This is a genomic window from Rodentibacter myodis, from assembly GCF_001999305.1.
Lineage (GTDB): Bacteria > Pseudomonadota > Gammaproteobacteria > Enterobacterales > Pasteurellaceae > Rodentibacter > Rodentibacter myodis.
The window spans coordinates 1-25,519 of sequence record NZ_MLHQ01000010.1; the positions used below are offsets into that span (position 1 = coordinate 1).

Here is a 25,519-nt window from a genome sequence, read left to right on the forward strand (position 1 = left end):
CTAGAAAATTAATAGTATCCTTACTGAAAACAGAAAAATTATCAATCAAAACTGGTACGAAAAGAAATGGTAAATGGGTTGCTGGGGATGATGTAGTTCTCTATAATGATGAATTCATCACAACAGCAGGAAATAAAAGAAAATCTGATAATTTAGAGAATTTACCTGAATTTTAACAAAAATAGCCGGCAAATTGCCGGTTATTTTCGTCTATAAAATTTAGATTTTGGCACAGTTGGACTAAATGCCTTAATAAACTCTTCCTTGTCTATTGGCACACTTGAATTTTTCAACTCACCCAAGAATTCTGCTAAATGTTCACAAAGATCAAATCGTGCATTCGATTCTTCCTTAGTATAAAACCGCTTTGTCTCAAATCTGATCTCAATCGTGTCCAATGTGCAATAAACCCGATAATCATCGGCTTTCAACAATCTAACCGCATTCAAAAAATGAATTGGTGTTATGTCCTTTAATGTAATATTTGCCATAAAATCAATAAGTTATAATTTCGCATAATGGCGGATTATGTGTAAATTCTCGTGCGGTGCTTCGCCAATTATACCGCACTTCGAATTCAACATAATCCGAAAAATCATTATGCGAAATTAGTTATCAGGTAAGTGAAAGCTACGGATTAAGGAAATCACAGACTTATACACAAGTCACAGATACTACTTAAACAAGACAAATAAAGTGATATTTGAACGTTGTAACGGGTTTTTTGAACTATTTATTGAGTGGTTGACGTTGATTGTCAGGGTTTTGTAAAGTTTTTTAGGTGAGAAATTAAGATTTTTATTTTTCGGCAGGTGCGGTAAATATTCAGGGATTTTTAAAACTGACAGCACCGCAACTCAGTCAATTTTTCAAATTACATCGAGCAAGGTTTACGGGCAAATCCGGTTTGCCCTTCTATTTTTTGATTGCGCTACGTGAAATCCGGACTAATAGCAGGTAATTTTTTCCTTAAAAATGAAAAAAGCACATCCATTTATGAATGTGCTTATTTTTTGATAAAAGTAGATTTTGTTATGTTGTCACAAATTAGCCTAGCAACTTCACACCATATTCATACACCTGTTGTAATAACGCTAAATTTTCAGGATTATCTGCATTTTCATTGATGAGACGTTGTAAACTTTGCTCAAAATCAACCGCACTTCTTTCCAGTTTACGTTGACGGTATTTTTGCCATTTTATTTGTTCTGCTCGAGTTAAGGTTTTATAGAAATGACGCGCCCGATAATGAAACAGCAATTCAGGAATACGCTTGTCTTCAAAGGCTAAACCGTGTTCGGCAAGTTTGTCTGAAGGTAAACCGCGTAAAATCGCCATATTGTTTTTATCGGCATTGCTAAAAAAGCCGTTGTAAAGTTCGGTTTCAACATTATCACTTGCCTCAAATGTTCGCACTTCTGAAAAAATATCCGTTACCTTCTCACGAACATCAAAAGATTGACGTAATTTAGCCAGATTTTCTAAACAGAATTGACGATCAATACCTAACCTTTCAGCATTTTCCGGTAACAACGTTTTGGCGGGTGCGAGAATTGGGCATTTATTGATATGTACTAATTTTAAGGGAACTGCAGAAACGCCGCGAGCTTCCAATTCCGATTTTTTAGTATATAAATCCGCACGTAATTCATCCGCACTTTTTGCTAATAAATTATTATTAATATCACCGGTTAAATCACACACAATCACCGCATTTGGATTATTGGGATGCCAAGCAATGGGGGCTACCCACGTACAATTTCCCCGGTAATTTCCTAACATTCCGGAAACGTGAACCAAAGGCTTCATTTCTGCCGTATCAATCTGTTTTTCAACTTCTTTTTTGCCACGATTTTCAAAGAAATATTGGAATAATTTGGGTTGTTTTTCTTTAATTAATTTTGCCATCGCAATAGTGGCGTAAACATCCGCCATTGCATCGTGCGCATTTTTATGCTCAATACCGTTGGCTTTGGTAAGTTTTTCCAATTTGAAACTCGGCATACCTTCATCATCATACGCCCAATTAATTCCTGCCGGACGAAGGGCATAACAGGCCCGCACAAGATCTAATAAATCCCAACGGGAATTGCCATTTTTCCAACTATATTCATAGGGATCAATAAAATTGCGATAGAAGGTATAACGTGTCATTTCATCGTCATAACGAATATTGTTATACCCCATCACACAAGTATTAGGTTGAGAAAATTCTGCCAAAATTTTTGCCGCAAATTCCGGTTCGGGAATCCCCTTTTCATTACATTCCTGTGGTGTAATGCCGGTTACCATTACCGCTTCCGGCGAAGGCAGATAATCATTTGTTTGCTTGCAATACAGCATTACAGGCTCACCAATGATATTAAAATCGGCATCGGTTCTAATACCTGCAAATTGAGCAGGACGATCTTCTGCCGGACTAATGCCAAAACTTTCGTAATCGTAAATAAAGAAACTGAACTCTTTCACCATACTACTCTCTTTTACGCAATGATTTTGTCTAAATAATACAGACAGAAAATCGCACTTAAACTAAAAGCAATACCTAACCAATTTATTTTGCTGATTTTTTCTTTAAATACTAATGCACCGGTAAGTGTACCTAAGCAGATGACACCAATATTCATACCGGCAAATACCAGTGTTGGATTACCGCTAAAACTTTGATGTGCTTTAATATAAAACAAGATATTAAAGAAATTGAGAACACCCAAAATAATGCCGCCGAATACACTTGGTACCGTCCATTGTGTACGTTTCAGCACGAGATAGATGAACATTATACAGCCGGCAAGGGAAAAGGATATGAATAAAGTTGCCGGAAACGCTCCCCCGCTTTTGGCTACTTGCTTGAATAAAATATCAATAATGCCATAACCAAACCACACGCCAATCAAGCCTAAAATTCCTTTAAAATTGACCGCACTCTGCCCTTGATTGGGCTTGGTTAACAAACAAAACAACCCTATAAAGGCTAAAACAATGCCGATGAATTTAGATTGGCTCAATGTTTCGTTAAAAAGGAAAAATGCCGCAAGAATAGGTAAGAATAAAGAAAGGCGTTGTGCCGCATCAGAGCGAACGATACCGGCAGACTCCACTGCTTTTGACATAATAATAAAGACGCTCGGTAACAATAAACCTAATGCCAAGAAAATCGGTGTGCTTTCGCTTTGGGTAAAATAATCGGTAAATTTCAACCCATTAAAATTTGGCGTTAAAACAAAATAAGACAACGTTGTTGCCACAACATAGTTAAAAGCAATTGCCTGAGCGATGATAATCTTTTTTTTACCGGCAATTTTTAATAATACGGAAACCGCTACGCTACAAATGACTGCAAGAATAAGATTAAACATAAGTAAGTTAATTGAAAAAATAGGGAAACGGATTATACCATTCTTCTTCACAAAATACCGTTGAAAATCCTTCTTGTTTAATAGTGATAATCCTTTAGAATGAAAAGGTTTTTACCACAAAATGGAGATTATAATGAAATTCTTAAAAATCTTACTTTTTACCTTGCCTTTTTTTACTTCGTCATTGGCACAAGCGGATACCTCTGCGTTAAAAACCTTCAAAAGTGAATATGATGCGGTGCAAACCGTAGATAAAATTAAGCAAATTGTTGCCGCTAACAACTTGAAATTATTCACTGTGATCGATCACCAGGCGGCTGCCAAAGAGGCAGGACTTGATATGCCTTTTGCCAGTGTTGTAATTTTTGGTAGTCCAAAAGCCGGTACACCAATGATGCTGAAAGCCCCTACTTTGGCAATTGATTTACCCGTGAAGGCGTTAGTTTGGGAAGACCAAAAAGGTGAAGTCTTCGTTACGATGAATGATACGGATAGCTTAGGCAAAAAACACGGTTTAAGCGAAGAGGTTTATGGCAAACTCAAGAATCTGGAAAAACTGATTCCGAATAGCGTAATGAAAAAATAAGCTTTCTTTGATAAAAGTGCGGTCAAATAAAACACTAATAATATTGACCGCACTTTTTTATTTATTGTAATTCTGTCGCACCAAATCCACGCAATCCAACCACGTGTACGTGTTCTTGGTTGCCGGCGATTTTACGCACCAGTTTATAGGTTGTACCTTTTTCCGGACTGATATTTTCCGGTGCGGCAATGAGCAGTTGCATATCCAAACGTTCGCAAAGCTCAAATAAAGTAGAAATGGATTTGCCGTCCAAACGCGCGGCCTCATCAAGGAATAACAAACGGCAAGGCACAATATCTTTTCCTCGAATACGGCGACTTTCCTCTTCCCAGCTTTGCACAACCATTAAGAGAATTGACATCCCCGTACCAATCGCCTCACCGGTTGAAAGCGCACCACTCTCTGCACGCAACCAACCGTCTGCACCACGGAAAACTTCCACTTCAAGTTCAAGATAATTGCGGTAATCCAACAATTCTTCGCCGATGGTTTGAGCAGTACGCTGTCCCATATCAATATGCGGGTTAATGCGTTGATAAAGTTTTGCCATTGCTTCCGAGAATGTCATGCGATTATCGCTGAACAAGTCTTGATATTCATTTTGCTGACCGGAAAGCGCATCCAACAACATTGCGTGGGTATCACGAATATTGACCACCAAACGCACCGATTTCACTTGTCCAAAGGCAATATTTTGCAAACCTTGATTAAGCATACGAATACGATTTTGCTCACGTTGAATGGTTTTACGCATAATATTTGCCACACTTTCAGAGCTGATTGCCAATTTTTTCTCACGGCCTGTCAGTTCCGCTGTTAAGCGGGAAAGCTCAATTTCCATTTGCTCGATGGCATCGATTGGATCGTCTGTTTTAATAATGTCTTGACGGATACGTTCACGCAAATGTTGATATACCGCAATAAAGAACCGCACTTTATTTTCCGGTTTACGGCTGTCTTCCGAAGCACGCAGACTATCACGCAAATATTCGTTATCCGCTACGGCGGTGCGTAATGCCCCCAAGGCTTTATCCGACATAGAACGCAATTCATCGGCGGATAAATAAGCCAATTCACGGCGATTCAAACGTTTTTCCACATCGGAATTGCGTGATAAACGTAACACAACACACCAGCTTACTTTCGCCGCAACCACTAATTCACGTTGGGTTTTATAATCGCGTTCCGCTTTACGAATACGGCGATTGAGATTTTCTGCCTCGCTTTCAATAAGTGTCAGTTGTTTTTCCACATAAGAACGGCGTTGGCGACTTGTTGAAAGTTGTTGGTATAACTCATCGCGGCGAACACGCGCACGCTCCTCTGCCCCTTCATCAGCACGCACACCCAACTCTCCAATTTCATCAATCAGTTCTTTTAATAACTGATTTTTGCTTTCGTAAGAGCTTTGCAAGCCGATAAATACCTGATTATATTGTGCGAACTGACTTTGTTTTTGACGAAGTTGTTCACGTTGTGTGTCACGTTGACGTTGCATTTGTTCAAGGCGTTGACGTAATTGCTCATTTAATTCCGAGGTTTCCGCCTGCCCTGCATCTTCATAAGCAAAATGATGTTTACGTTGAACCACTTCCGCCAAGGCAAATACACGTTGTTGTACTTGTTTTTGGCGTTCAATGGCTTGGTTTAATTCGGTTTTTAATCCTTCGTAATTTTCCGGATCACTTTGTAAGCTATTCGCAATCGGTTCTAATTGTGACAACGTTACGCCATATTGACGAATAAATAATTCATCTTGCTCCGCAAGATCTAACTGCTCGCGGCATTCTTCAATACGATCAATCAAATCTTCATCTGCCAACACATTTAACTGTGGAATCAGTTTATTCAGCAGTTGCATTTTTTCTTTCGCATTATCTAATTGAATGCGTAATTGCTGTTCTCCGCTGTTGAATTGATTTAATTCACGCTCGATTTCATTGCGTTCACGGTTAATTTCTGCCATCAATTCTTCCGGATTCGGTTGGAATGCAAGGGCTAAATGCAAGCCGACAAACTGGCTGAAATGTTCGTGTAAACGCTGGCATTTTTGAACATCAAAAGCAATTTGAGCATAATCTTCTGCAATTTCATCACGCTGAACGGTTAAGGCTTCCAAGTGTTTTTCACGTGCCGCTCTGCCGAATAAAGGAATTTCAGGGAATTTTGAATAACGTAGTTCACGATCAGAAACCTGCACTACCACGCCCAGTTCAAGCTCTTGTGCGGATAATACGCTGTCATCAAAAGCGGTTGGATCGCCTTCAATAAGGTATAAATCATCCGGACAATCTTCCAATTGCGCCAATTGTTCACGCACTGCGTTAAGATCGCGCACCACAATGGCGTGTCTTGCCGGCCCATAAAGTGCGGAGAAATAAGGGGCGTCTTCAATAGGTACATCGTCATAAAGTTCGGAAAGCAATACGCCACCAAACCGTTCGGCAAGGGTATTTAAACGGGCATCTTCAGAACCGTCCGGTTGATTTAAACGAGAAATTTGTTCGTCTAACTGTTGGCGTTTATGTTCAAGCTGATCCCGTTGCATCGTCAATTCGCGTTCTTTTACGAGTTGAGCCTGCATAAAGTTCATCACATCTTGGCTGTGTTCAAAGGTTTCGCCGCTTTGTTCTTCCAAACGCTCCAATGCCGCCTGAGCCGTTAGCCACGCCGGGGCTTTACGGGCATTTTCTTCATAAAGTGCGGTTAAATTTTCACGTTTTTGTCGAAGGGTGGAACGGGTTTCTACCTGTTCGGAAAGCGCGGCGGAAAGATCTTCCACCAAGGCTTCTTGCTCGGCGTGACAATCTTCTAATTCTTCTGTTGTTTCTAAATTTAAATTTGCACGTTGATTAAAATCATTGAGCAATTTGACCGCACTTTGTTGTTGTGTATAACGTTGTTCAAGCTCGTGCAATTTGGCGCGCAGTTGTGGTGTTTGTTGGGCTTGTAATTTTTGACTTGGATAGTCGCGTAGCAATGCTTTCGCACTTTCCCACGCCGCAGAACGTGGCACTTCGCCTGCAATTTTACAAACCAGTTGATATGCCTTATCAAATTGAGATTTTGCCGCTTCGGAAATGGACATTTTATGCTCCAGTTCCAACACTGTTTCCGTTAAACTTTCTGCGTGAGCAGCAAATTCGGCGTGATAATCTTCCACATTTTTCACGCTTAATTCTGCCAACCCACAAAGGGTTTTGGCTTTTTCTAATGCGGCAATGGCTTGTTGATATTGTAATGCACGGGTTTGTTGTGCATCCAATGCTTGCTGATAATCCGCGAGCTGTGCGCGAACCTCATCAATTTCAATCTCCGTTTGTTCAAATTGTGCTTGGCTTTCTTCCAACTGTTCATTAGCGGTTTCCATTACCATTTTTTGTTCTTCCAAACGTTCGGAAAGTTCGGCAACATCTTCTTGATAACGCGAGATTTTTTCTTGATGGCGTAAAGCATTCAACACCAAATTTAAGTGATCCACCGCACTTTGGTGATCTACTTCAAGGGTGCGTTCGCTTTCTGCAAGCTCGGCGGCCTCACGGCTTAAATCCACCAAACGGTGTTGCGATAAATCCTGTTCTGCTTTGGCTTTATACCATTCACGGCGGGATGCCATTGCCGTTTCAATATTGCCACGGCGTTCATTGGCGTTACGCATATAATCCGATGCCACATAGTTGGTGGTTTCTGTAATCAGGTGTTTGAATAAATCCCGATCGGATTGTGTTACCTTAATGGCTTCCAAGGTCATTCGGTTTTCACGCAAGGCACTTTCCATATCTTGGAATGCTTTCCGCACGCCTAAGTTTTCCGGCAATAAATAATCGCGTAAAGAACGGGTGATAGCACTGGAAATACCGCCGTATAAGGAAGCTTCGATAAGTTTATAGAATTTGCTACGGTCGGAGGCAGAACGCAGACGTTTTGGAATAATACCAAGATCGAACATCATACCGTGATAATCGGTGATGGATTGATATTGTTTGAATTGTGCGCCAAGATTTTCAATTTTCTCTTTGAGTTCATTCAAATTCAGTACACGTGCTTGACGTTCGGCTACGGTTTCCGTGAAAAGTGCGGTCGGATTTTGAGATAATTCCACACCCTGAATAGAGAAGGTTTTTAAATCGACTTTCTTATCACGACCGGCAACCTGCTGCAAACGCACCCCAACAAGAGTACGTTGATGACGGGAATTGACGGTATCCAATACGGCATAACAAACGCCGGGACGTAGCTTACCGTGCAAGCCTTTATCGCGTGAACCGCCCGTTGAACCGGCTTCAGTTGTATTACGGAAATGCAGTAAGGTTAAATCCGGAATCAAGGCGGTGACAAATCCTGCCATTGTGGTAGATTTCCCCGCACCGTTACCACCGGAAAGTGTGGTAACCAATTCATCCAAGTCAAAAGTGCGGGCGAAAAAACCGTTCCAGTTAATTAAGGTTAAAGAACGAAATTTACCACGATCAACTTCATTTTGAACGGCAAGCGGCGCAATCACATCCAAGGTTTCGGCGTCATTTTCATATTCTAATTCCGTTGCATTTTCTAATTCTAAAACATCAGACATTATGCTTGTTCTCCGTCAAATTCTTCATCCATTTCATCCGCACTTTCAATTTCTTCATTGCGTTGTGCCAATTTTTCCAATTCCAACGATTCCGGCGTGGCGGCTTCCCCATCACGAATAAGGCGGGCTTGTGCTTCTAACGGATCATCGCCGGAACGCACTTCCGCACCAAAACGGAAAACCGATTCAGAAATGGTAAATTTACCGCTATTCTGCTCGCCCACCGCTTGAATCATTCCTAAACGGCGTAAACGATTAATTGCCGAACGCACTTTTTCCGCCAGTTTTTGTTTATCTAAATCAGAACCGCTGGAACGTTGATTCACCGCTTTTAATAATTTGCTTTCATCGGCGAGATTCAATAGCTCATCATAGACTTCTTGCGTATTGAAAATCCCCTGCTGTGCCAACCGCTCCGGACTTAGGTAGAGATAACACAATACTTTTCCCACCAACATTTCTAACTCGGAAAGGGTTGAACGGGAAATGAGTGTGGTTGCTTTGGGACGAAGATAGAAAAAACCTTCCGGCGCACGAATAAGTTCCACGTTATAGCGGCGATAAAAACCGTCCAACTCATTTTGGAAATCCATTAAAAAGGCGTGATAATCCAAATGCTCCGTACTAATATGGCGACCAAAACGCAAAAGACTGTCCACCGCCGGAAATAATGGATTGGCAATGGCGGTGGCAAGTTTTGGGGAAATTACATCTTGAAGATTGTCTATCATTTTTTGTTCTCTTGTTCTTTATATTCTGTAAGAATCATATCGACCTACATTTTAAAATCGCTTTAAAAATTGACCGCACTTTAATACTTATCAATCACGTGCGCCTGTACTTCTGCACCCTGTTTGTTAATGGCTTTCCAATTCGGATAAATACCGGATAAATCATCATTCGCCATTCCCAATCGTACCGCTTGATCCACAATAATTCTTGCCACATCAAAATGACGGGAAAGCGGATAGTTTTCGAGCTGTTCTTTGAGTACCAAACTTAAATCAATTGGGCGATTGTTTTCACGGTAAGCAATCAACAAGCCTTGCATCTGCTCAACAATCTGATCGTGTAAATCGGAAAGGGATTCATATTCTAATTCTTCCGGCAATTCGCCCAGTGCCTCTTCTTCACGCAGTGCCGCTTCTTCATCACGAAGATCGGCCAAACGTTCGGACTGAGCGATCCATAAGAACCAAGGGTGATCAAAATAATGGTGAATAGAATTGCGTAAACGTTGCGAGAAGACACGATTTTTATCCATATCAATGGCGGTACGAATAAATTTATGTACGTGGCGATCGTAGCCAATCCACAAATCAATCGCCTGCTGTCCCCAGCTAATAATGCGGTCGAGTTTGGATTGTAAATCGGTAATTAATTGATCGATAAAATACAAATCATCACGCCCGATCACACAATCTTGGATACGCAATAATTGGGATTGTAATTTATCTCCGGCAGCATTTAAGGTGTCTTGTAATTCACGCAAATTGCCGGAGGTTTCATCCAATAAACGTTCACAGCTTGAAATTGCCGCCTGCCAATCTTTGGTGAGCAACTCGGCAATTTCTTCTTTAATACTCTGCTGATTTTCATCCATAATTCGCTGCGAAAGATCAATACTGTCAAAAATTTCCGCAACGGAATATTTTAATGGCGCAAACACATTGCGCCGCCAATAATGCTCGGTTTCATTATTTTTTGCCCCTTCTTCGGCTGAATCGGAGGCACGCTGAATTTCATCTGCCACAATGGAAAGCTGCACAGAAAGGCGCAAAGCGGAAAATTCACGCTGACGAATGTAATAATCGGAAATGCCCACACCAAGCGGAGTTAAACGATAAATAGCCAAGCCTTCGGTAAATTCACTACTGAATCGATTTAATAACCGTTGTTTAACCAATTCATTGATCGCATTATTCGCACGGGTTGCTATTGCCTCAGAAGACTGTTCAAACGCATTCATCGTATGGCGGAAAATATCCACCAAATCGGCTTCCAACATTTCGCCGTCTAAACGTTCATTATTGTAAATAGCAATCGCAAGTAGAAAAACTAAGCGTTCGGTCGGTAAATTCAGTGAAAACTCGCGATCTTTCGCCCAAGAAACGAGTTCAGGAATAGTTTGTGATGTTTCAATCATTGAAATGATAATGCGTTAAAATTGAACATAAAATTGTGCCGATTATACAGGATTTTTTATAGATCTTAAAAATCTTCTTTTGAATTGACCGCACTTTTTCCGATTTTCACGTATAATACGCCCCTCCATAAAAACCGAAAAAATGAAAATGCGCGAATTAACCCAACAAGAAAAAAAGCAAACCTATAATTTCAATAAGTTACAAAAACGCTTACGCCGTAATGTCGGTAATGCCATTGCCGATTTTGGTATGATCGAAGAAGGCGATAAAGTGATGGTGTGTTTATCCGGTGGAAAAGACAGTTATACGCTTTTGGATATTTTGCTGAATTTGCAACAAAGCGCGCCGATCAAATTTGATATTGTGGCGGTCAATCTCGATCAAAAACAACCGGGCTTTCCCGAACAGGTATTGCCGGAATATTTAGAAAGTATTGGTGTAGATTATAAAATTGTGCAAGAAAATACTTATGGCATTGTGAAAGAGAAAATTCCGGAAGGCAAAACGACCTGCTCCCTTTGCTCCCGCCTACGCCGTGGCATTTTATACCGTACGGCAACAGAATTAGGGGCAACCAAAATCGCACTGGGACATCACCGTGATGATATGCTGGCAACCCTTTTCTTGAATATGTTCTACGGAGGCAAAATGAAATCAATGCCGCCAAAATTAATTTCAGACGATGGCCAGCAAATCGTGATTCGCCCCCTTGCCTACTGCAAAGAAAAAGATATTGAAAAATACGCCATTACAAAAGCCTTTCCGATTATTCCTTGCAACCTATGTGGCTCACAACCAAACTTACAACGCCAAGTAGTAAAAGAAATGCTGAATACTTGGGATCGCCAATATCCGGGACGTTTGGAAACAATGTTTAGTGCAATGCAAAATATTACGTTGTCACATATGTGTGATCCTAACCTGTTCGATTTCAAAGGCATTCGTCACGGACAAGCCTTAGAAGGCATTGAAGGCGACACCGCTTTTGGTGAAGAACATATTACGCCAATGCAATTTGATGAAGATCAAACAGATTTTTCTGATAATGAAATGATTAGCTTTAAAGAAGTCAATTAAGATGTTGAATGTAAACGGAATAGAATTAGAAACAGATAATTCGGGTTATTTGCTTGATCACACCCAATGGAATGAAGATGTTGCCCGTGCCATTGCAATACAAGAGAATCTTGAATTAACCGAAGCACATTGGGAAGTTATTCACTTTGTGCGTGATTTCTATCAAGAATACAACACTTCCCCTGCGATTCGTATGTTGGTTAAAGCGATGGCTGAAAAATTAGGGGCAGACAAAGGAAACAGTCGCTATTTGCAACGTTTATTTCCCGAAGGCCCGGCAAAACAAGCCACAAAATTAGCCGGTTTACCAAAGCCGGCAAAATGTTTATAGCCTCCTTTTAAAAATACTTCGTGAAAATTGACCGCACTTTGCATGATAATACAAGTGCATATCTATTTTTATGGTGTTTATTTCTTTCTCTTGGTCAGCCTTTTTATAGCAGTGTGAGACAAGGGTAGATCTTATATATAATGGACTACTATGTTTTGGATTGCACTTTCTTACTAAATAATGAAAAGCTCACATTATTTTTCAATTCTTCTCGTACTATTTATCGGGCTTTGCTTACTCTCACTTTCTTGGGGACGTTACCCCATAACACTTTCTGATGTGGTTCAAACACTGCTTGGTAAACCCCAAACCGATATTCACTGCAACATCATTTTTAATCTTCGTCTTCCTCGTATTCTGGCTGCGGTTTTGATCGGTGCCGCGCTTTCAATCGCTGGAACGACATATCAAGGTATTTTTCGTAATCCTTTAGTATCTCCGGACATTTTAGGTGTATCAAATGGGGCTTGCGTAGGTGCAGCCGTGGCAATTTTAATCGGTGTCGATACACTCAGTGTACAAGTTTTTGCTTTTATCGGCGGATTGTTTGCCGTATTGATCGCGATGAACTTACCGCGTTTAATTCAATGCGATTCAAACATTATGTTAGTATTATCCGGCATCATTGTTTCCGGTTTTATGATGGCAACACTCGGATTAATTAAATATCTTGCCGATCCTGAAACCCAACTTGCCGATATTGTCTATTGGCAACTGGGCAGTCTCACCAAATCTAACTACGCTAATTTAGCGCCCCTTTCCCCCATTATTCTCTTTTCTATCCTCACTTTGTTTGCGATGCGTTGGCGTATTAACGTATTGTCCTTGGGAGAACGAGAAGCGAAATTAATTGGTGCAAACATTCGGTTTGAACGAGGAGTTATGGTATGCACAGCGACACTTCTTACCGTCCGCCGTATGTTTAAGCGGTGCTATCGGCTGGCTGGGATTAGTTATCCCCCTGCCCGTTTATTTATCGGCGATAACAACGTGAAAAGTCTTCCGATTGCCGCCTTAATTGGTGCAATTTTTTTACTGATTGTAGATACACTGGCACGCAATTTGTATGTTCAAGAAATCCCACTTAGCATTCTTACCGGTTTTATTGGTGCACCGTTTTTCGCTTGGGTACTCATTAAACAAAATGTTACCCACTAAGGAACAAATAAATGTTACAGATACAAAATTTACATTTTGAGTATAGTCCGAAACATCCTTTGATAAACGGTGTTAATTTACAACTTCAACAAGGGCAATTATTGACAATTCTCGGTGCAAACGGTTGTGGAAAATCCACTTTACTCAACTGTATTGCAGGGTTACTCACACCAAAGTGCGGTCAAATTTTATTAGAAAATCAACCTTTATATAATTTAACGTCAAAACAGATCGCACAAAAAATTGCCTATGTGTCGCAATACAGCCCACAAACGTATCAATATAAAGTGCGTGATTACGTAGTTTTGGGACGTGCTGCCCACTTAGGCGTGTTTGACAAACCCGATGAGACAGATTTTGCCTTGGTAGATCAGGCATTGGATAAACTTGGTATCAGCCATTTTGCCGATAAGGTATATATGCAAATGAGCGGTGGTGAAAAACAATTAGTAAATTTGGCGCGTATCTTAGTACAACAGCCGAAATTAATCTTATTCGATGAACCGACTTCTATGCTTGATTATGCGAACGTATTTAAAACACTGACACTTATTAAATCCTTATCACAGTTGGGGTTTAGCGTTGTGATGACAACGCATAATCCCGATTATCCTATGCTTTTACATAATGCGCTGCCACATAGCTGCGTAGCAATTTTAAACGAACAAGGTAAATTACAAAGCGGTTCAGCCCCTGATATTCTTACACAAGAAAATCTGACCGCACTTTATCACACGGATTTACGTGTGATAAACGTACCGGAATTACAACGTCAAATTTGTGCTATCACTCACCTTCAGGAGAAATTATGTTACACAGAATCTTAAAAATAGGTTTTATCGCGCTTTCCCTCAATCTCTGTTTAGGTCTCTCGGTTGATGCCAAAATCGTGCAGGATACAAAGGGAAATCAAATTGAAATTCCCGATCAAATCACCCGTTTAGCAGATTTATGGCACGCAAATAATCAAATCGTCTTATTGTTGGGAGGCGCCGATAAATTGGTCGCTACCACCAATGTAATCCAAAAGAATCCTTGGTTTAGCGAAGTCTATCCAAACATCAAAAATGTGCCGGCATTGACCAATGGTCAAACTATACAAATAGAAGAATTGTTACAACGTAATCCACAAGTCGTGTTACTTTCTAATGCTAAAATGGCGGAAGAACTTCAACAAGCCGGAATGAAAGTTGTTTTAGTTGATTTTCAAGATTTTGAGGGCTTGAAAAAAAACATCAAAATCACAGCTGATGTGCTTGGTGGTAGTGCCTTGCTAATCGCACAGAAATACATTCAAGAATTAGAAAGTAATATTGCTTTTGTAAAATCACGCACGAGCGCACTAAAAGAAGAAAATAAGCCGAGCGTGCTTCATATTTCCAGCGGAAACAACGTATTAAAAATTGATGGGGGAAACTCTATTATTGGTGATTGGATACGCAAAGCAGGCGGTCGTAACGTTTTTTTGAAGCAAAAAAATTTAGTTGAAATCGGAATGGAAGATGTATTAAACGCCGATCCCGATATTATTATTGTAGGCAGTACCGATGCTAAAGCCGGAGTGGACAAAATCTTACAAGATCCAAACTGGCAAAGCATAAGTGCGGTAAAAAATAAACGTGTTTTCGTCAATCCAACCGGTACTTTCCCTTGGGATCGTTATAGTGCTGAAGAAGCATTACAGGTATTATGGGCAGTAAAACTCTTCCACCCAAATTTATTTAAAGACATTGATATGGTGGAGAAAACACAAAACTTTTACAAAAAATACTACCACTATGATTTAAGCTTAAAAAATGCCGAACAAATTCTCAACGGTCTTCCTCCCTTGAAATAATTTGTCAAAACCTCTTCGTTTTTTACGAATGAATGGTTAAAAGGCAGAGTTTTTTAAAATACTATACGTTTTCAACTAAAATTGCCTAATTACTTATAAAATATGAGTTTTCTAAGAATTGTCACATTTTTGACACATTTATTGACTATACTCTAATCGAACTATTAATTTATTTTTTGAAGGAATATCTATGAAAAACCAACATATCTCATCACATTTCAATCAAGAGTTAGAAGATGTTCGTACCGAAGTAATGCAGATGGGCGGAATTATTGAACAGCAGCTTCAGATTATTTTACAAAGTCTTAGTCAAGCTAATCCTCAAAGACTAAAAGAAGTATTAGAAAGTGAGAAAAAAATCAATGAAATGGAAGAATTGATTGATGACCATTGTCAAACAATCATTGCTCGTCGTCAACCAGCCGCCGGTGATCTTCGCTTCGTATTAACCACTACCCGTATGATTGTTGATTTGGAACGTATTGGCGATGAATTGAAGAAAATCGCAAATTATACCAATTATCTCTTGATGAATAATAAAATCTCATCTTCCGGTTTGTATGATACACATCGTATTTTAGATATGGCATTCACAATGGTCCGCCGCGCACTAGATGCATTTGCCCGTTTAGATGAAACAGCGGCTATTGAGTTAAGATTGTCCGATGAAAAATTAGATATCGATTATCGTAATCAATTACGTCTATTGATGACTAATATTTTTGAAGAGCCTAAAAATATTAGTACCTGGATTGATGTAATGATGATGAATAAAGCGGTAGAACGAATAGGCGATCATGCCAAAAACATGGCTGAACATGTGGTTTACTTGGTTAGAGGCGTTGATATTCGTCATAAGCCACTTGATGAAATAGCGTCAAATTTAAAATAATCCTTTCCTTAATACGATATTTATAGTTAAAGTGCCCACTAATTATCTGTCGTTGACTTAGGTAAAATGGTCTTAAAACAGCTTCCTTTACCTACTTCGCTATAAATATCTAATTTTGCATTATATTTTGCTAAAGCAAATTTGGTTATAGCCAAGCCCAGTCCCGTTCCCCCGGTTTGACGGGAACGGGCGTCATCAATCCGATAAAAACGTTCGGTTAGGCGTGGAATATGTTCGGCAGCAATACCAACTCCGGTATCGGTAACTGAAAATTCGATTTTACTTGCGTCCAAAGCACAGAGACAGATTGTAATCAAACCTTGTTCCGGAGTATAGCGAACAGCATTAAATGTGAGATTGCTGAATGCACTATATAGTTCTGCTTCTAAACCTGAAAAATACAGATTAGGGGTAATATCAACAATAAAATGATGTTGTCCTTGGGAAAAATTTTTTGTAGCTTCTACTACTTGTTCTATCATTTCAGACAAATTAAATCGTTGATATTTACGGTCTGTCGATTGACCACGTTCTAAACGTGAGAGCGTTAACAGATCAGACAACACACTCAGCATTCTCTGTCCTTCTTTTTTCATTAGCAACAAAAATTGTTGGCGTTGTTCAAAAGATAAATCGGGTATGTCCAATAAAGTTTCAATAAATCCGGTGATTGCAGTGAGAGGTGTTCGTAATTCGTGGGAAACATTAGCCACAAAAGTAACTTGCGTCTCCTCCAATTGCTCTTTTTTTGTAATATCTTGAGTAATCAATAACTCGCTATCTTTTTCAAACGGTAGCCGACTAATTTGTATAATGCGTTTAAAATAATCTCCATTAGGAAAACTTAATTTTAGGTTCAATGGTTGATTATCAATATCTTGTTGTAAAAACTGTTGAAATTTAGGTAACCGAATAAGATTTTTTAAAATACCATTTAGATCATTTTGATAATCAAGATTGAGATGTTTACAAGCTAGTGAGTTAAACCATTCAATGCGTCCATCATTTAAAATAATAATGCCGTTTGGAATAACATCAATTACTTGATTAAAACGCGTTATTGAAGTAAAAAGTTCTTTTTTACGTTTTTGGCTGGCTTTACGCATGGTGAGAATTTTATCAAAAATATCCCTCCAAACGCCGCTCCCACGTAGTTCATTTTGTTGATTATTAAGCCAACAAATAAGTCGTTTTAAATAAATCAGTTGATAGATAATCCAGTATAATAATACAACAGAAATGGATATCCATAATATTTCCCATCCGGCCACTAAATAGCTTACACCGGCGACAAGGCCTAGTAAAAAAATAAAACGCAACAATGCCGATAAAAAGACTGCCATATCTAGTTTTCCACATTAAACCGATAACCCGAACCTCTTATTGTTTGCAATAATCCCTCTAATTTAGCCGGTTCAAGCGCTTGGCGTAATCGGCGAATATGTACATCAATTGTTCGTTCTTCCATAAAAATATGATCTCCCCAAACAAAATCCAGTAACTGACTACGACTATACAAACGATTAGGATGTGTAATAAAAAAATGAAGAAGTCGAAACTCTGTCGCTCCTAAACCAAGAGTTATGCCATTACCAACCACAACCTTATTAACCGGATCAAGACTCAATCCTTTTACTTCTATCAATTGCTCAGTTTTATGCGGATGATGACGGCGTAAAAATGCCTTGACTCTTGCAATTAATTCTCGAGGAGAAAAAGGTTTGGTTACATAATCATCTGCACCGATATTTAACCCTTGCTCTTTATCCGTTTCATCTGCACGGGCAGTAAGTAAAATTATCGGTAAATATTGTGTACGATTATTTGCACGCAACTCTTTGATAAATTCTATACCTGAAATGTCGGGTAACATCCAATCCAGTAAAATAAGTTCTGGAAGCTGCTCATTTATTAATTTTCTTGCTTGCCGTATATTTTCAGCACAACGCACATCAAATCCTGCGTGTTCTAAAGTAAATTGAATTAATGTCATAATTGATGTTTCATCTTCTATTACAAGAATATTAGCTTTAGACATATGACTTTCTCCTAAACACATTTACCAAACCAACTGCCATTTAATTAAAACGAAATGAAAGTGCGGTCAATTTTAAGATTATTTAACCAAATTTACCTGTAATATAGTCCTCGGTTTCTTTACGATTTGGTTTAGTAAAGATTTGTTTAGTATCACCCATTTCAATCAATTCACCAAGATACATATAGGCTGTCATGTCAGAAACTCTAGCGGCTTGTTGCATATTATGAGTTACAATCGCAATGGTATAATCTTTTTTCAACTCTGAAATCAATTCTTCAATATAGGCAGTTGAAATCGGATCTAATGCAGAAGTAGGCTCATCAAGTAATAATACTTCCGGTTGACAGGCAATAGCCCGAGCAATACATAATCGCTGCTGTTGCCCACCGGACAATGAAGTGCCGGATTGTTTTAATTTATCTTTTACTTCCGTCCATAATGCAGATTTACGTAACGCCCATTCTACTCGCTCATCCAAATCACTTTTATTTAATTTTTCGTAAAGCTTCACTCCAAAAGTTACATTGTCATAAATTGACATTGGAAAAGGTGTCGGTTTTTGAAATACCATACCAACCTTCGCACGTAATAAATTAACATCAACCGTTGATTCTAAAATATTTTTCCCATCCAATCGTAGTTCCCCTTCCGCACGCATATTAGAATAGAGATCATACATACGATTAAATATCCTCAACAAAGTAGATTTACCACAACCTGAAGGTCCGATAAAGGCCGTAACTTTTTTTTCTAAAATATTCATATTAATATTTTTCAATGCATGAAAATGTCCATAATAGAAATTTAAATTTTGAGCTGAAATTTTTGTCTTTGTATTCATATTCCTCATTTTCCTTAATATTTTTTACGACCTAAAACTCTTGCACCGATATTGGCAAATAGCACCGTACACGCGATCAATAATGCGCCGGCCCAAGCCAATGATTGCCAATCTTTATAAGGGCTCATTGCAAATTGATAAATAACATTAGGTAAATTTGCAATCGGTTGACTCATATCTGAGCTGAAAAACTGGTTATTTAATGCAGTAAATAACAATGGTGCTGTTTCGCCTGATACTCGAGCAAATGCCAGTAATATTCCCGTCAATACCCCGGTTTTAGCGGCTTTTAACGTGACCATTGATACCATTTTCCATTTCGGCGCACCTAAAGCATAAGCGGCTTCCCGTAAACTATTTGGAACTAATTTCAACATATTTTCTGTTGTACGCACAACGACGGGAACAACCAGCAGTGATAATGCTAACGAGCCAGCCCAACCGGAAAAATGGCCTTGCTTGACAACAAAAATACCATAAATAAACAAACCAATAACAATTGAGGGCGCAGAAAGCAGAATATCGTTCATAAATCTCGTTGTAGCGGCAACTTTACTATAACGCCCAAATTCAGCTAAATATATACCGGTCAGAATCCCTATCGGCGTACCAATAAACAAACCAAATAACGTAATAAGCAAACTTCCCCAAATAGCATTGCGTAAACCACTACCCGCTTCCGGTGGTAGAGTATCAATTCTAAAAAGATGAATTCCAAATCCATCAAGACCATAACTTAATAATGTATAAAAAATCCACCCCAGCCAAAATAAACCAAATCCCATCATCACCCATGCTAAAGTTAAATAAATATGGCTAACCCACCTGCGGTGTCTATATAACGAACATTTCATTGCTAGTGTCCCTCATATTGAGTCATTCTTAATAACATTAATTTTGATAAGCACAATACGATAAAAGTAATGATAAATAAAATTAATCCTAGATAAAGTAAAGAAGAGAGATGTATTGGATCCACGGCTTCTGCAAATTCATTGGCTAATGCTGAAGTAATAGATACACCGGAATTATTTAGACTAGCACTCATATTAAATGTATTTCCAATAACAAAAGTTACCGCCATTGTCTCTCCCAGAGCCCGCCCCAATCCAAGAATAATGCCACCAATCACACCCACTTTTGTATAAGGTAAAACAATGTAACGAATTACCTCCCAGCGAGTGCACCCCAGACCATAGGCAGATTCTTTCAACATTGCCGGCGTTACTTCAAACACATCTCTCATGACAGAGGCAATATAGGGAATAATCATAATGGCAAGAATTAATCCGGCCGGAAATAATCCGATGCCCATCGGCATACCATCAAACAATATACCAATTAATGGAATATCACTAAAATGATCTATCATAAAAGGCTGAATGGTATCAGAGAAAATAGGTGCAAAAACGAATAGTCCCCACATACCATAAATAATTGAAGGAATACCGGCTAATAACTCAATAGCAACACTTAATGAACGACGAAGAACGATAGGACATAGTTCAGTCAAAAATACTGCAATACCAAAACTAACTGGGACCGCAATAATTAATGCAATTACCGAGGTAACCAACGTACCATAAATCGGTGCTAACGCACCATATTGGCCCTGTACGGTATCCCATTCACTTGAGGTAAAAAAAAACAAACCGAATTGTTGCATTGCCGGGTAAGCACCGACTACTAATGAAAACAAAATACCACCAAGACTGATTAATACAAGCAAAGCAAAGAAACGAGTTGTATTGACAAACAACAAGTCAATAAAGGCTTGCTGCCTGAGTTTTTGAGAAAGTGTCATAATGCATCCTTTAAACTACCCTTCCTTCTATGAAGGAAGGGATAAAATCTATTTTATTTTAAATTCATTTTTTTCCATTCTTGACGTACAAGCTCTTTCACCTTATCAGGTAGTGGCACATAATCTAATTTTGCAGCCTGCTCGTTCCCTTTTGAGTATGCCCAATCAAAGAAATTAAGTACGGTTTCCATTTTTTGTTTATCCGCTCCTTCTTTTGGAACTAAAATAAAAGTTGCAGCAGCTAATGGCCAGGCTTGTTCTCCAGATTGATTGGTCAATACTAAACTAAATCCTTTGGCTTTATCCCAATCAACATTGGCGGCAGCCGCAAAACTTTCTTGAGAAGGCTGAACAAAATTACCTGCAGTATTTTTTAACTGGACGTGAGACATCTTGTTCTGCTTAGCATAAGCATATTCTACATAACCAATAGAATTTTTAACTCTCCTCACATAGATTGAAACACCTTCATTTCCTTTTCCTGCTGCACCATTAGCTGACGTTGGCCATTTTACCGTATTAGCAACACCTACTTTTTCTTTCCAATCTGTAGAGACTTGACTTAAATAGTTTGTAAAAATGAAACTGGTACCCGAACCATCGGCACGAAATACGGTTGTAATACGAGCATCAGGTAAATTTAAGTCTGGATTTAAAACACGAATTTTTGCATCGTTCCAATATGTAATTTTACCTAAATAAATATCAGCCAATACTTCACCGGTTAATTTCAATTGTCCTGGTTTAATACCTTCAATATTCACAACCGGAACCACTCCCCCAATAACAGTTGGAAATTGAATCAAATTATTCTTGATTAAATCATCTTCTTTCATTGGCGAGTCGGAGGCACCAAAATCAACGGTTCTAGAAATAATTTGTTTAACACCGCCGGAAGAACCTATCGATTGATAGTTTACTTGATTTCCGGTTTCAGTCTTATAGTTCATTGCCCATTGAACATAAATTGGTTGAGGAAAAGATGCTCCTGCACCTGTAACAGTTGTCTCAGCTTGAGCCGCTTGATTCACCGCAAAAGCGGACAATATGGTAAGTGCAATATGACGTATTTTTTTCATACTATAGTCTCCTGTTTTAGATGAGTGAATTATCACAGGCATTAAGGTAACAAAAAAATATTTCAGAAATATGACACAATTTAAAAAACTTTGTAAAAATCAACCGCACTTTGCCCTTTCCCTAGTCATTAAGTGCGGTTGATTTTTCTTTTGTTTCCTTATCAAAAAAACACCTATCAATAATTAAATATCAATAGTCTAATTTTATTAAATCAATAGTTTGATGAAATTTTAGGCCACCTCTATAATCCGCCTTAAATTTATTCCCCCTCAACTAATTGGAGAAGCAACTATGACAGCAAAATGTCCTTTTGATCATAAAACCTTAACGAACGCAGCCGGTGCGCCGGTTGTGGATAATGACAACACAATGTCAGCCGGTCCACGTGGGCCTTTAATGTTACAAGATGTATGGTTTCAAGAAAAACTCGCCCACTTTGCCCGTGAGCGTATTCCTGAGCGTGTTGTTCACGCCAAAGGTTCTGCAGCTTACGGTACATTTACTGTAACGAACGATATTACAAAATACACGAAAGCAGCCGTATTCAAACCGGGTACTCAAACAGAAGTTTTAGTACGTTTCTCAACCGTTGCCGGTGAACGTGGTGCGGCAGATGCCGAGCGTGACGTACGCGGTTTCTCATTGAAATTCTATACCTCACAAGGTAACTGGGATTTAGTGGGTAACAATACGCCGGTATTCTTTATTCGTGATCCATTAAAATTCCCTGACTTTATTCACACCCAAAAACGCAATCCACAAACCAACTTACGTGATGCCACTGCAGCGTGGGATTTCTGGTCTCGCCACCCTGAATCAATGCACCAAATTATGACATTATTCTCTGATCGCGGTATTCCAAAAAGTTTACGTAATATGAATGGTTATGGTAGCCACACTTATAGCTTTGTGAATGAAGCGAATGAGCGTTTCTGGGTGAAATTCCATTTTAAAACTCAGCAAGGTCACAAATTCTATACCAATGAAGAAGCGGCAAAAGTGATTGGTGTGAACCGTGAATCCAGCCAACAAGATTTATATGAAGCGATTGAACGTGGTGAATTCCCACGTTGGACGGTGCAAGTACAAATTATGCCGGAAGCCGATGCACACAAACACAATTACAGCTTTGATTTAACAAAAGTATGGCCACATTCAGACTACCCTGTGATTGAAGTTGGTGTGTTGGAATTAAACCGCAATCCGCAAAACTACTTTGCTGAAGTCGAACAAGCGGCATTTGCACCAAGCAATATCGTACCGGGAATCGGTTTCTCGCCGGATCGTATGTTGCAAGGTCGATTATTCTCATACCAAGATGCACAACGTTATCGTTTAGGCGTAAATCATCACCAAATTCCGGTAAATGCACCAAAATGTCCATACCACACCACACATCGTGATGGTGCAATGCGTATCGATAATAATGGTGGTAACAATCCGAACTATGCTCCTAATCGTTTTGAAACCTATGTACCAACCCACGATCAAGTACCATTACAAATTGAACGTGAAGCGGCGCATTTTGATTTCCGTGAATACGATGAAGACTACTATTCTCAACCGGCTGCGTTGTACAATATTTTCACTTGCGAAGAAAAAGATCGTTTAGCAGGCAACTTTGCGGCGAGCCTTTCTGAAGTTACCGCACCAGAAGTGGTTGAAAAACAATTAGCCCACTTTGAAAAAGTGAGTATGGAATTAGCAAATGCAATTCGAAATAAATTAGCGAAATAATAAAAATTAAAATGCCAAGAAATCAAAATCTTGGCATTTTTTTATTGATAAAACATAATTATGCTAAATTTATATAAATTTGATTTCACTTTTATTCTATTTGGGTTAACTCTTTTTCTAATCCTACGCTAATCGCCAAGGTTTGCACTAACGCCATTGTTGAGCATTGAGAACGAAATCCCAGCACTTGTGCTTCTTTAATGATAAACGAAATATCGCTAAAGGACAGTAAAGGGCTGATTTGACTATCCGTAATCGCAATTTGCTTTATTCCTTTCTGCGCAGCGATATTGGCAATATTCAAGGTTTCATCGGCATAAGGGGAAAAACTGATCACTACCATCACGTCGCCTTCTTTAATTTGATTAAGCTGTTCATCAAACATTCCACCTAACCCGTCAATGACAAAGGAACGACAATCTAAATGTTGTAATGCATAGTTGAGATAACAAGCAACACTAAAAGAGCGTTTTAATCCAATAACAAAAATATTATTAGCCTGATTTAAAATTTTTGCTGCTGATTGAAGCTGTTGAGCATTCGTCGTTGTTGCGAGCTGCTGAAGCGCATGACTATTGGCTTGGGAAAAAATAGATAAAATATTCTCAACGGAGTTATTGTGTTGTTTATTCAGTTTATGGGAAAGTTGTAATCGCTCCGTATAATTGGTGGTTTTTTCCATAAGACTTTCGCGAAAAACCTGTTTCATTTCATTAAAACCAGAAAAACCAAACTCCGCCGCAAAGCGAATAAGGGTTGAAGGCGGTACATTCGCCTTTTCTGAAATAACGGCTACTGTATCAAAAACAATACTATCGCTGTTATCTAAAATATATTGAGCGACTTGTTTTAAGCGTTTACTTAAGTCGTCATAACGCAATCTAATTTTATTTTGCAGGTCTTTTAACCGAGCATTTTCTTCCATATTTGTCTTTGCAACCGATTGAATAAAAGGAAAACCGTCATTTGGGGTAACTATAATAAAAAGAACGGCGATTTTCTAGCTAAATCACCGTCCAGTTCTTATTTTTCAAATTTTTTTGGCATATTCAGCGGTATTTATCCAGCTATGATCTTTTTCCCAACTGAAACGCCATTGTCTTACTGGCCCTGCCATCACATTGAGATAGTAATTGTTATATCCTGCAACCGTTGCAACGGGATGATATCCCTTCGGAACTTGAACAACATCACCATCATAAACCGCCATACATTCGTCTAGGGAGCGATCATCGGTATAAACCCGTTGGAATGCAAACCCTTGCGGTGGATCAAAACGATGATAATAGGTTTCTTCCAAATAAGTTTCTTGAGTGGAATTTTTTTGATCGTGCTTATGACTCGGAAAAGAACTGGTACAACCTTCATCTGTAAACACTTCAACCACCAATAATGCATCAGCTGCTTCTGTTTCTGGTAAGATATTATGGACTAAACGTTGATTATTGCCATATCCTCTTTTCTCAACACTTATTTGTTCAGGGGTAATTAAACGTACTGGTAAATTACCTTGGCTTGGAGCCCGACATACTGCGATTTCTGCATCAGTGTCCGCAATAAGATGAATCTCTTGATTGTGTGGAACATAAACGGCATAGGGCGGAATTTTAGCGAACGGCGTCATTCTATTACCGATTTGGTGAAACCGTTGTTGTCCAACAGTTACACTGGCTTTGCCTGTTACCATAACTAAGCAAACTTCGGTATTTTCAGTATTGAAAACTAAATTCTGTTGTTGTTTTAGATGATATATTTCAAAACCTACATATTCCCATTTAGCACTTTCTGGCGTGATTTTCTGTACTTCGCCATTTTCTAAGGGCGTGTTTTTTCTTGATTTTGACAATAGATAACTCATATTCCCTCCTTAATTGCTGAATATTTAAAATCATACGCTTTTAAATAAATTGGTCTAGGAAATTTTTTCAAAAATTAGATCTAGTTCACAAAATGAAATATTTATTTCAAATAGGGTGGCGTTAATCTTGATTTTTTGAAATAAATATTTTATTTTGTGCTGTGGTAATGCAGTTATTTCACTAAGCCATAAAATTAA

At 38.9% G+C, this 25,519-nt stretch carries 22 protein-coding genes; 8 read left to right on the top strand and 14 right to left on the bottom strand.

Annotated features, from left to right (window positions below; translation table 11 throughout):
- Nucleotides 1-200 precede the first annotated feature (200 nt).
- From BKL49_RS03740 to BKL49_RS03750, 3 genes are all read right to left on the bottom strand, one after another.
- A complete protein-coding gene (locus BKL49_RS03740; protein ID WP_077423289.1) occupies nucleotides 201-491 on the bottom strand; it encodes a hypothetical protein in 291 nt (96 codons plus the stop codon).
- Nucleotides 492-1,047: 556 nt separating this feature from the next.
- The gene (sbcB, locus tag BKL49_RS03745; RefSeq protein ID WP_077423290.1) at nucleotides 1,048-2,472 is read right to left on the bottom strand and encodes an exodeoxyribonuclease I; all 1,425 of its coding nucleotides are present in this window, start codon (nucleotides 2,470-2,472) and stop codon (nucleotides 1,048-1,050) included.
- An 11-nt stretch (nucleotides 2,473-2,483) separates the two neighbouring features.
- Nucleotides 2,484-3,359 carry a hypothetical protein gene (locus BKL49_RS03750; protein ID WP_077423495.1) on the bottom strand — a complete coding sequence of 292 codons (876 nt, stop codon included), beginning with the start codon at nucleotides 3,357-3,359 and terminating at the stop codon, nucleotides 2,484-2,486.
- 133 nt (nucleotides 3,360-3,492) lie between these two features.
- Here BKL49_RS03750 and BKL49_RS03755 point away from each other — a divergent pair, with 133 nt between their 5' ends.
- Nucleotides 3,493-3,945 carry a DUF302 domain-containing protein gene (locus BKL49_RS03755; protein ID WP_244151946.1) on the top strand — a complete coding sequence of 151 codons (453 nt, stop codon included), beginning with the start codon at nucleotides 3,493-3,495 and terminating at the stop codon, nucleotides 3,943-3,945.
- Nucleotides 3,946-4,006: 61 nt separating this feature from the next.
- Here the strand turns inward: BKL49_RS03755 and mukB are convergent, their stop codons facing one another.
- The 3 genes from mukB to mukF all read right to left on the bottom strand — a co-directional run bounded on the left by mukB (nucleotide 4,007) and on the right by mukF (nucleotide 10,664).
- A complete protein-coding gene (gene mukB, locus BKL49_RS03760; RefSeq protein ID WP_077423292.1) occupies nucleotides 4,007-8,518 on the bottom strand; it encodes a chromosome partition protein MukB in 4,512 nt (1,503 codons plus the stop codon).
- On the bottom strand, nucleotides 8,518-9,249 hold the full coding sequence (gene mukE, locus BKL49_RS03765) for a chromosome partition protein MukE (protein WP_167367111.1): 732 nt from the start codon (nucleotides 9,247-9,249) through the stop codon (nucleotides 8,518-8,520). Before mukE ends, mukB begins: the two co-directional genes overlap by 1 nt.
- 80 nt (nucleotides 9,250-9,329) lie before the next feature.
- Entirely contained in the window at nucleotides 9,330-10,664 is a 1,335-nt protein-coding gene (gene mukF / locus BKL49_RS03770; protein WP_077423293.1) for a chromosome partition protein MukF, read from the bottom strand.
- Nucleotides 10,665-10,812: 148 nt separating this feature from the next.
- Between mukF and ttcA the strand changes: the two genes are divergently transcribed.
- The 6 genes from ttcA to phoU all read left to right on the top strand — a co-directional run bounded on the left by ttcA (nucleotide 10,813) and on the right by phoU (nucleotide 15,960).
- Complete coding sequence (gene ttcA / locus BKL49_RS03775) at nucleotides 10,813-11,742, top strand: tRNA 2-thiocytidine(32) synthetase TtcA (protein WP_167367114.1); 930 nt, start codon at nucleotides 10,813-10,815, stop codon at nucleotides 11,740-11,742.
- A 1-nt stretch (nucleotide 11,743) separates the two neighbouring features.
- Entirely contained in the window at nucleotides 11,744-12,073 is a 330-nt protein-coding gene (locus BKL49_RS03780) for a TusE/DsrC/DsvC family sulfur relay protein (RefSeq protein ID WP_077423295.1), read from the top strand.
- A gap of 180 nt (nucleotides 12,074-12,253) precedes the next feature.
- A complete protein-coding gene (locus BKL49_RS03785; RefSeq protein ID WP_077423296.1) occupies nucleotides 12,254-13,231 on the top strand; it encodes a FecCD family ABC transporter permease in 978 nt (325 codons plus the stop codon).
- Nucleotides 13,232-13,242: 11 nt separating this feature from the next.
- Nucleotides 13,243-14,058 carry an ABC transporter ATP-binding protein gene (locus BKL49_RS03790; RefSeq protein ID WP_077423297.1) on the top strand — a complete coding sequence of 272 codons (816 nt, stop codon included), beginning with the start codon at nucleotides 13,243-13,245 and terminating at the stop codon, nucleotides 14,056-14,058.
- A complete protein-coding gene (locus BKL49_RS03795) occupies nucleotides 14,040-15,068 on the top strand; it encodes an ABC transporter substrate-binding protein (protein WP_077423298.1) in 1,029 nt (342 codons plus the stop codon). Before BKL49_RS03790 ends, BKL49_RS03795 begins: the two co-directional genes overlap by 19 nt.
- A gap of 190 nt (nucleotides 15,069-15,258) precedes the next feature.
- Entirely contained in the window at nucleotides 15,259-15,960 is a 702-nt protein-coding gene (gene phoU / locus BKL49_RS03800) for a phosphate signaling complex protein PhoU (RefSeq protein ID WP_077423299.1), read from the top strand.
- A 38-nt stretch (nucleotides 15,961-15,998) separates the two neighbouring features.
- On the opposite strand, the gene phoR is transcribed toward phoU, so the two are convergent.
- The 6 genes from phoR to pstS all read right to left on the bottom strand — a co-directional run bounded on the left by phoR (nucleotide 15,999) and on the right by pstS (nucleotide 21,725).
- Nucleotides 15,999-17,303: a phosphate regulon sensor histidine kinase PhoR gene (gene phoR, locus BKL49_RS03805; protein WP_077423300.1), complete on the bottom strand. Its 1,305-nt coding sequence runs from the start codon at nucleotides 17,301-17,303 to the stop codon at nucleotides 15,999-16,001.
- Between the two features lie 2 nt (nucleotides 17,304-17,305).
- Entirely contained in the window at nucleotides 17,306-17,998 is a 693-nt protein-coding gene (gene phoB / locus BKL49_RS03810) for a phosphate regulon transcriptional regulator PhoB (protein ID WP_077423301.1), read from the bottom strand.
- An 82-nt stretch (nucleotides 17,999-18,080) separates the two neighbouring features.
- On the bottom strand, nucleotides 18,081-18,851 hold the full coding sequence (pstB, locus tag BKL49_RS03815) for a phosphate ABC transporter ATP-binding protein PstB (RefSeq protein WP_208607796.1): 771 nt from the start codon (nucleotides 18,849-18,851) through the stop codon (nucleotides 18,081-18,083).
- Nucleotides 18,852-18,856: 5 nt separating this feature from the next.
- Nucleotides 18,857-19,696: a phosphate ABC transporter permease PstA gene (pstA, locus tag BKL49_RS03820; RefSeq protein ID WP_077423303.1), complete on the bottom strand. Its 840-nt coding sequence runs from the start codon at nucleotides 19,694-19,696 to the stop codon at nucleotides 18,857-18,859.
- A 2-nt stretch (nucleotides 19,697-19,698) separates the two neighbouring features.
- The gene (gene pstC / locus BKL49_RS03825; RefSeq protein WP_077423304.1) at nucleotides 19,699-20,646 is read right to left on the bottom strand and encodes a phosphate ABC transporter permease subunit PstC; all 948 of its coding nucleotides are present in this window, start codon (nucleotides 20,644-20,646) and stop codon (nucleotides 19,699-19,701) included.
- Nucleotides 20,647-20,699: 53 nt separating this feature from the next.
- Nucleotides 20,700-21,725 carry a phosphate ABC transporter substrate-binding protein PstS gene (gene pstS, locus BKL49_RS03830; RefSeq protein WP_208607797.1) on the bottom strand — a complete coding sequence of 342 codons (1,026 nt, stop codon included), beginning with the start codon at nucleotides 21,723-21,725 and terminating at the stop codon, nucleotides 20,700-20,702.
- 292 nt (nucleotides 21,726-22,017) lie between these two features.
- On the opposite strand from pstS, the gene BKL49_RS03835 reads away from it, so the two are divergent.
- Complete coding sequence (locus BKL49_RS03835; protein ID WP_077423306.1) at nucleotides 22,018-23,463, top strand: catalase; 1,446 nt, start codon at nucleotides 22,018-22,020, stop codon at nucleotides 23,461-23,463.
- Between the two features lie 91 nt (nucleotides 23,464-23,554).
- Here BKL49_RS03835 and BKL49_RS03840 read toward each other — a convergent pair whose 3' ends face one another.
- Nucleotides 23,555-24,388 carry a MurR/RpiR family transcriptional regulator gene (locus BKL49_RS03840; protein ID WP_077423307.1) on the bottom strand — a complete coding sequence of 278 codons (834 nt, stop codon included), beginning with the start codon at nucleotides 24,386-24,388 and terminating at the stop codon, nucleotides 23,555-23,557.
- A 105-nt stretch (nucleotides 24,389-24,493) separates the two neighbouring features.
- Nucleotides 24,494-25,321, bottom strand: a complete 828-nt coding sequence (iolB, locus tag BKL49_RS03845) for a 5-deoxy-glucuronate isomerase (protein ID WP_077423308.1) — start codon at nucleotides 25,319-25,321, stop codon at nucleotides 24,494-24,496.
- Between the last annotated feature and the right edge of the window lie 198 nt (nucleotides 25,322-25,519).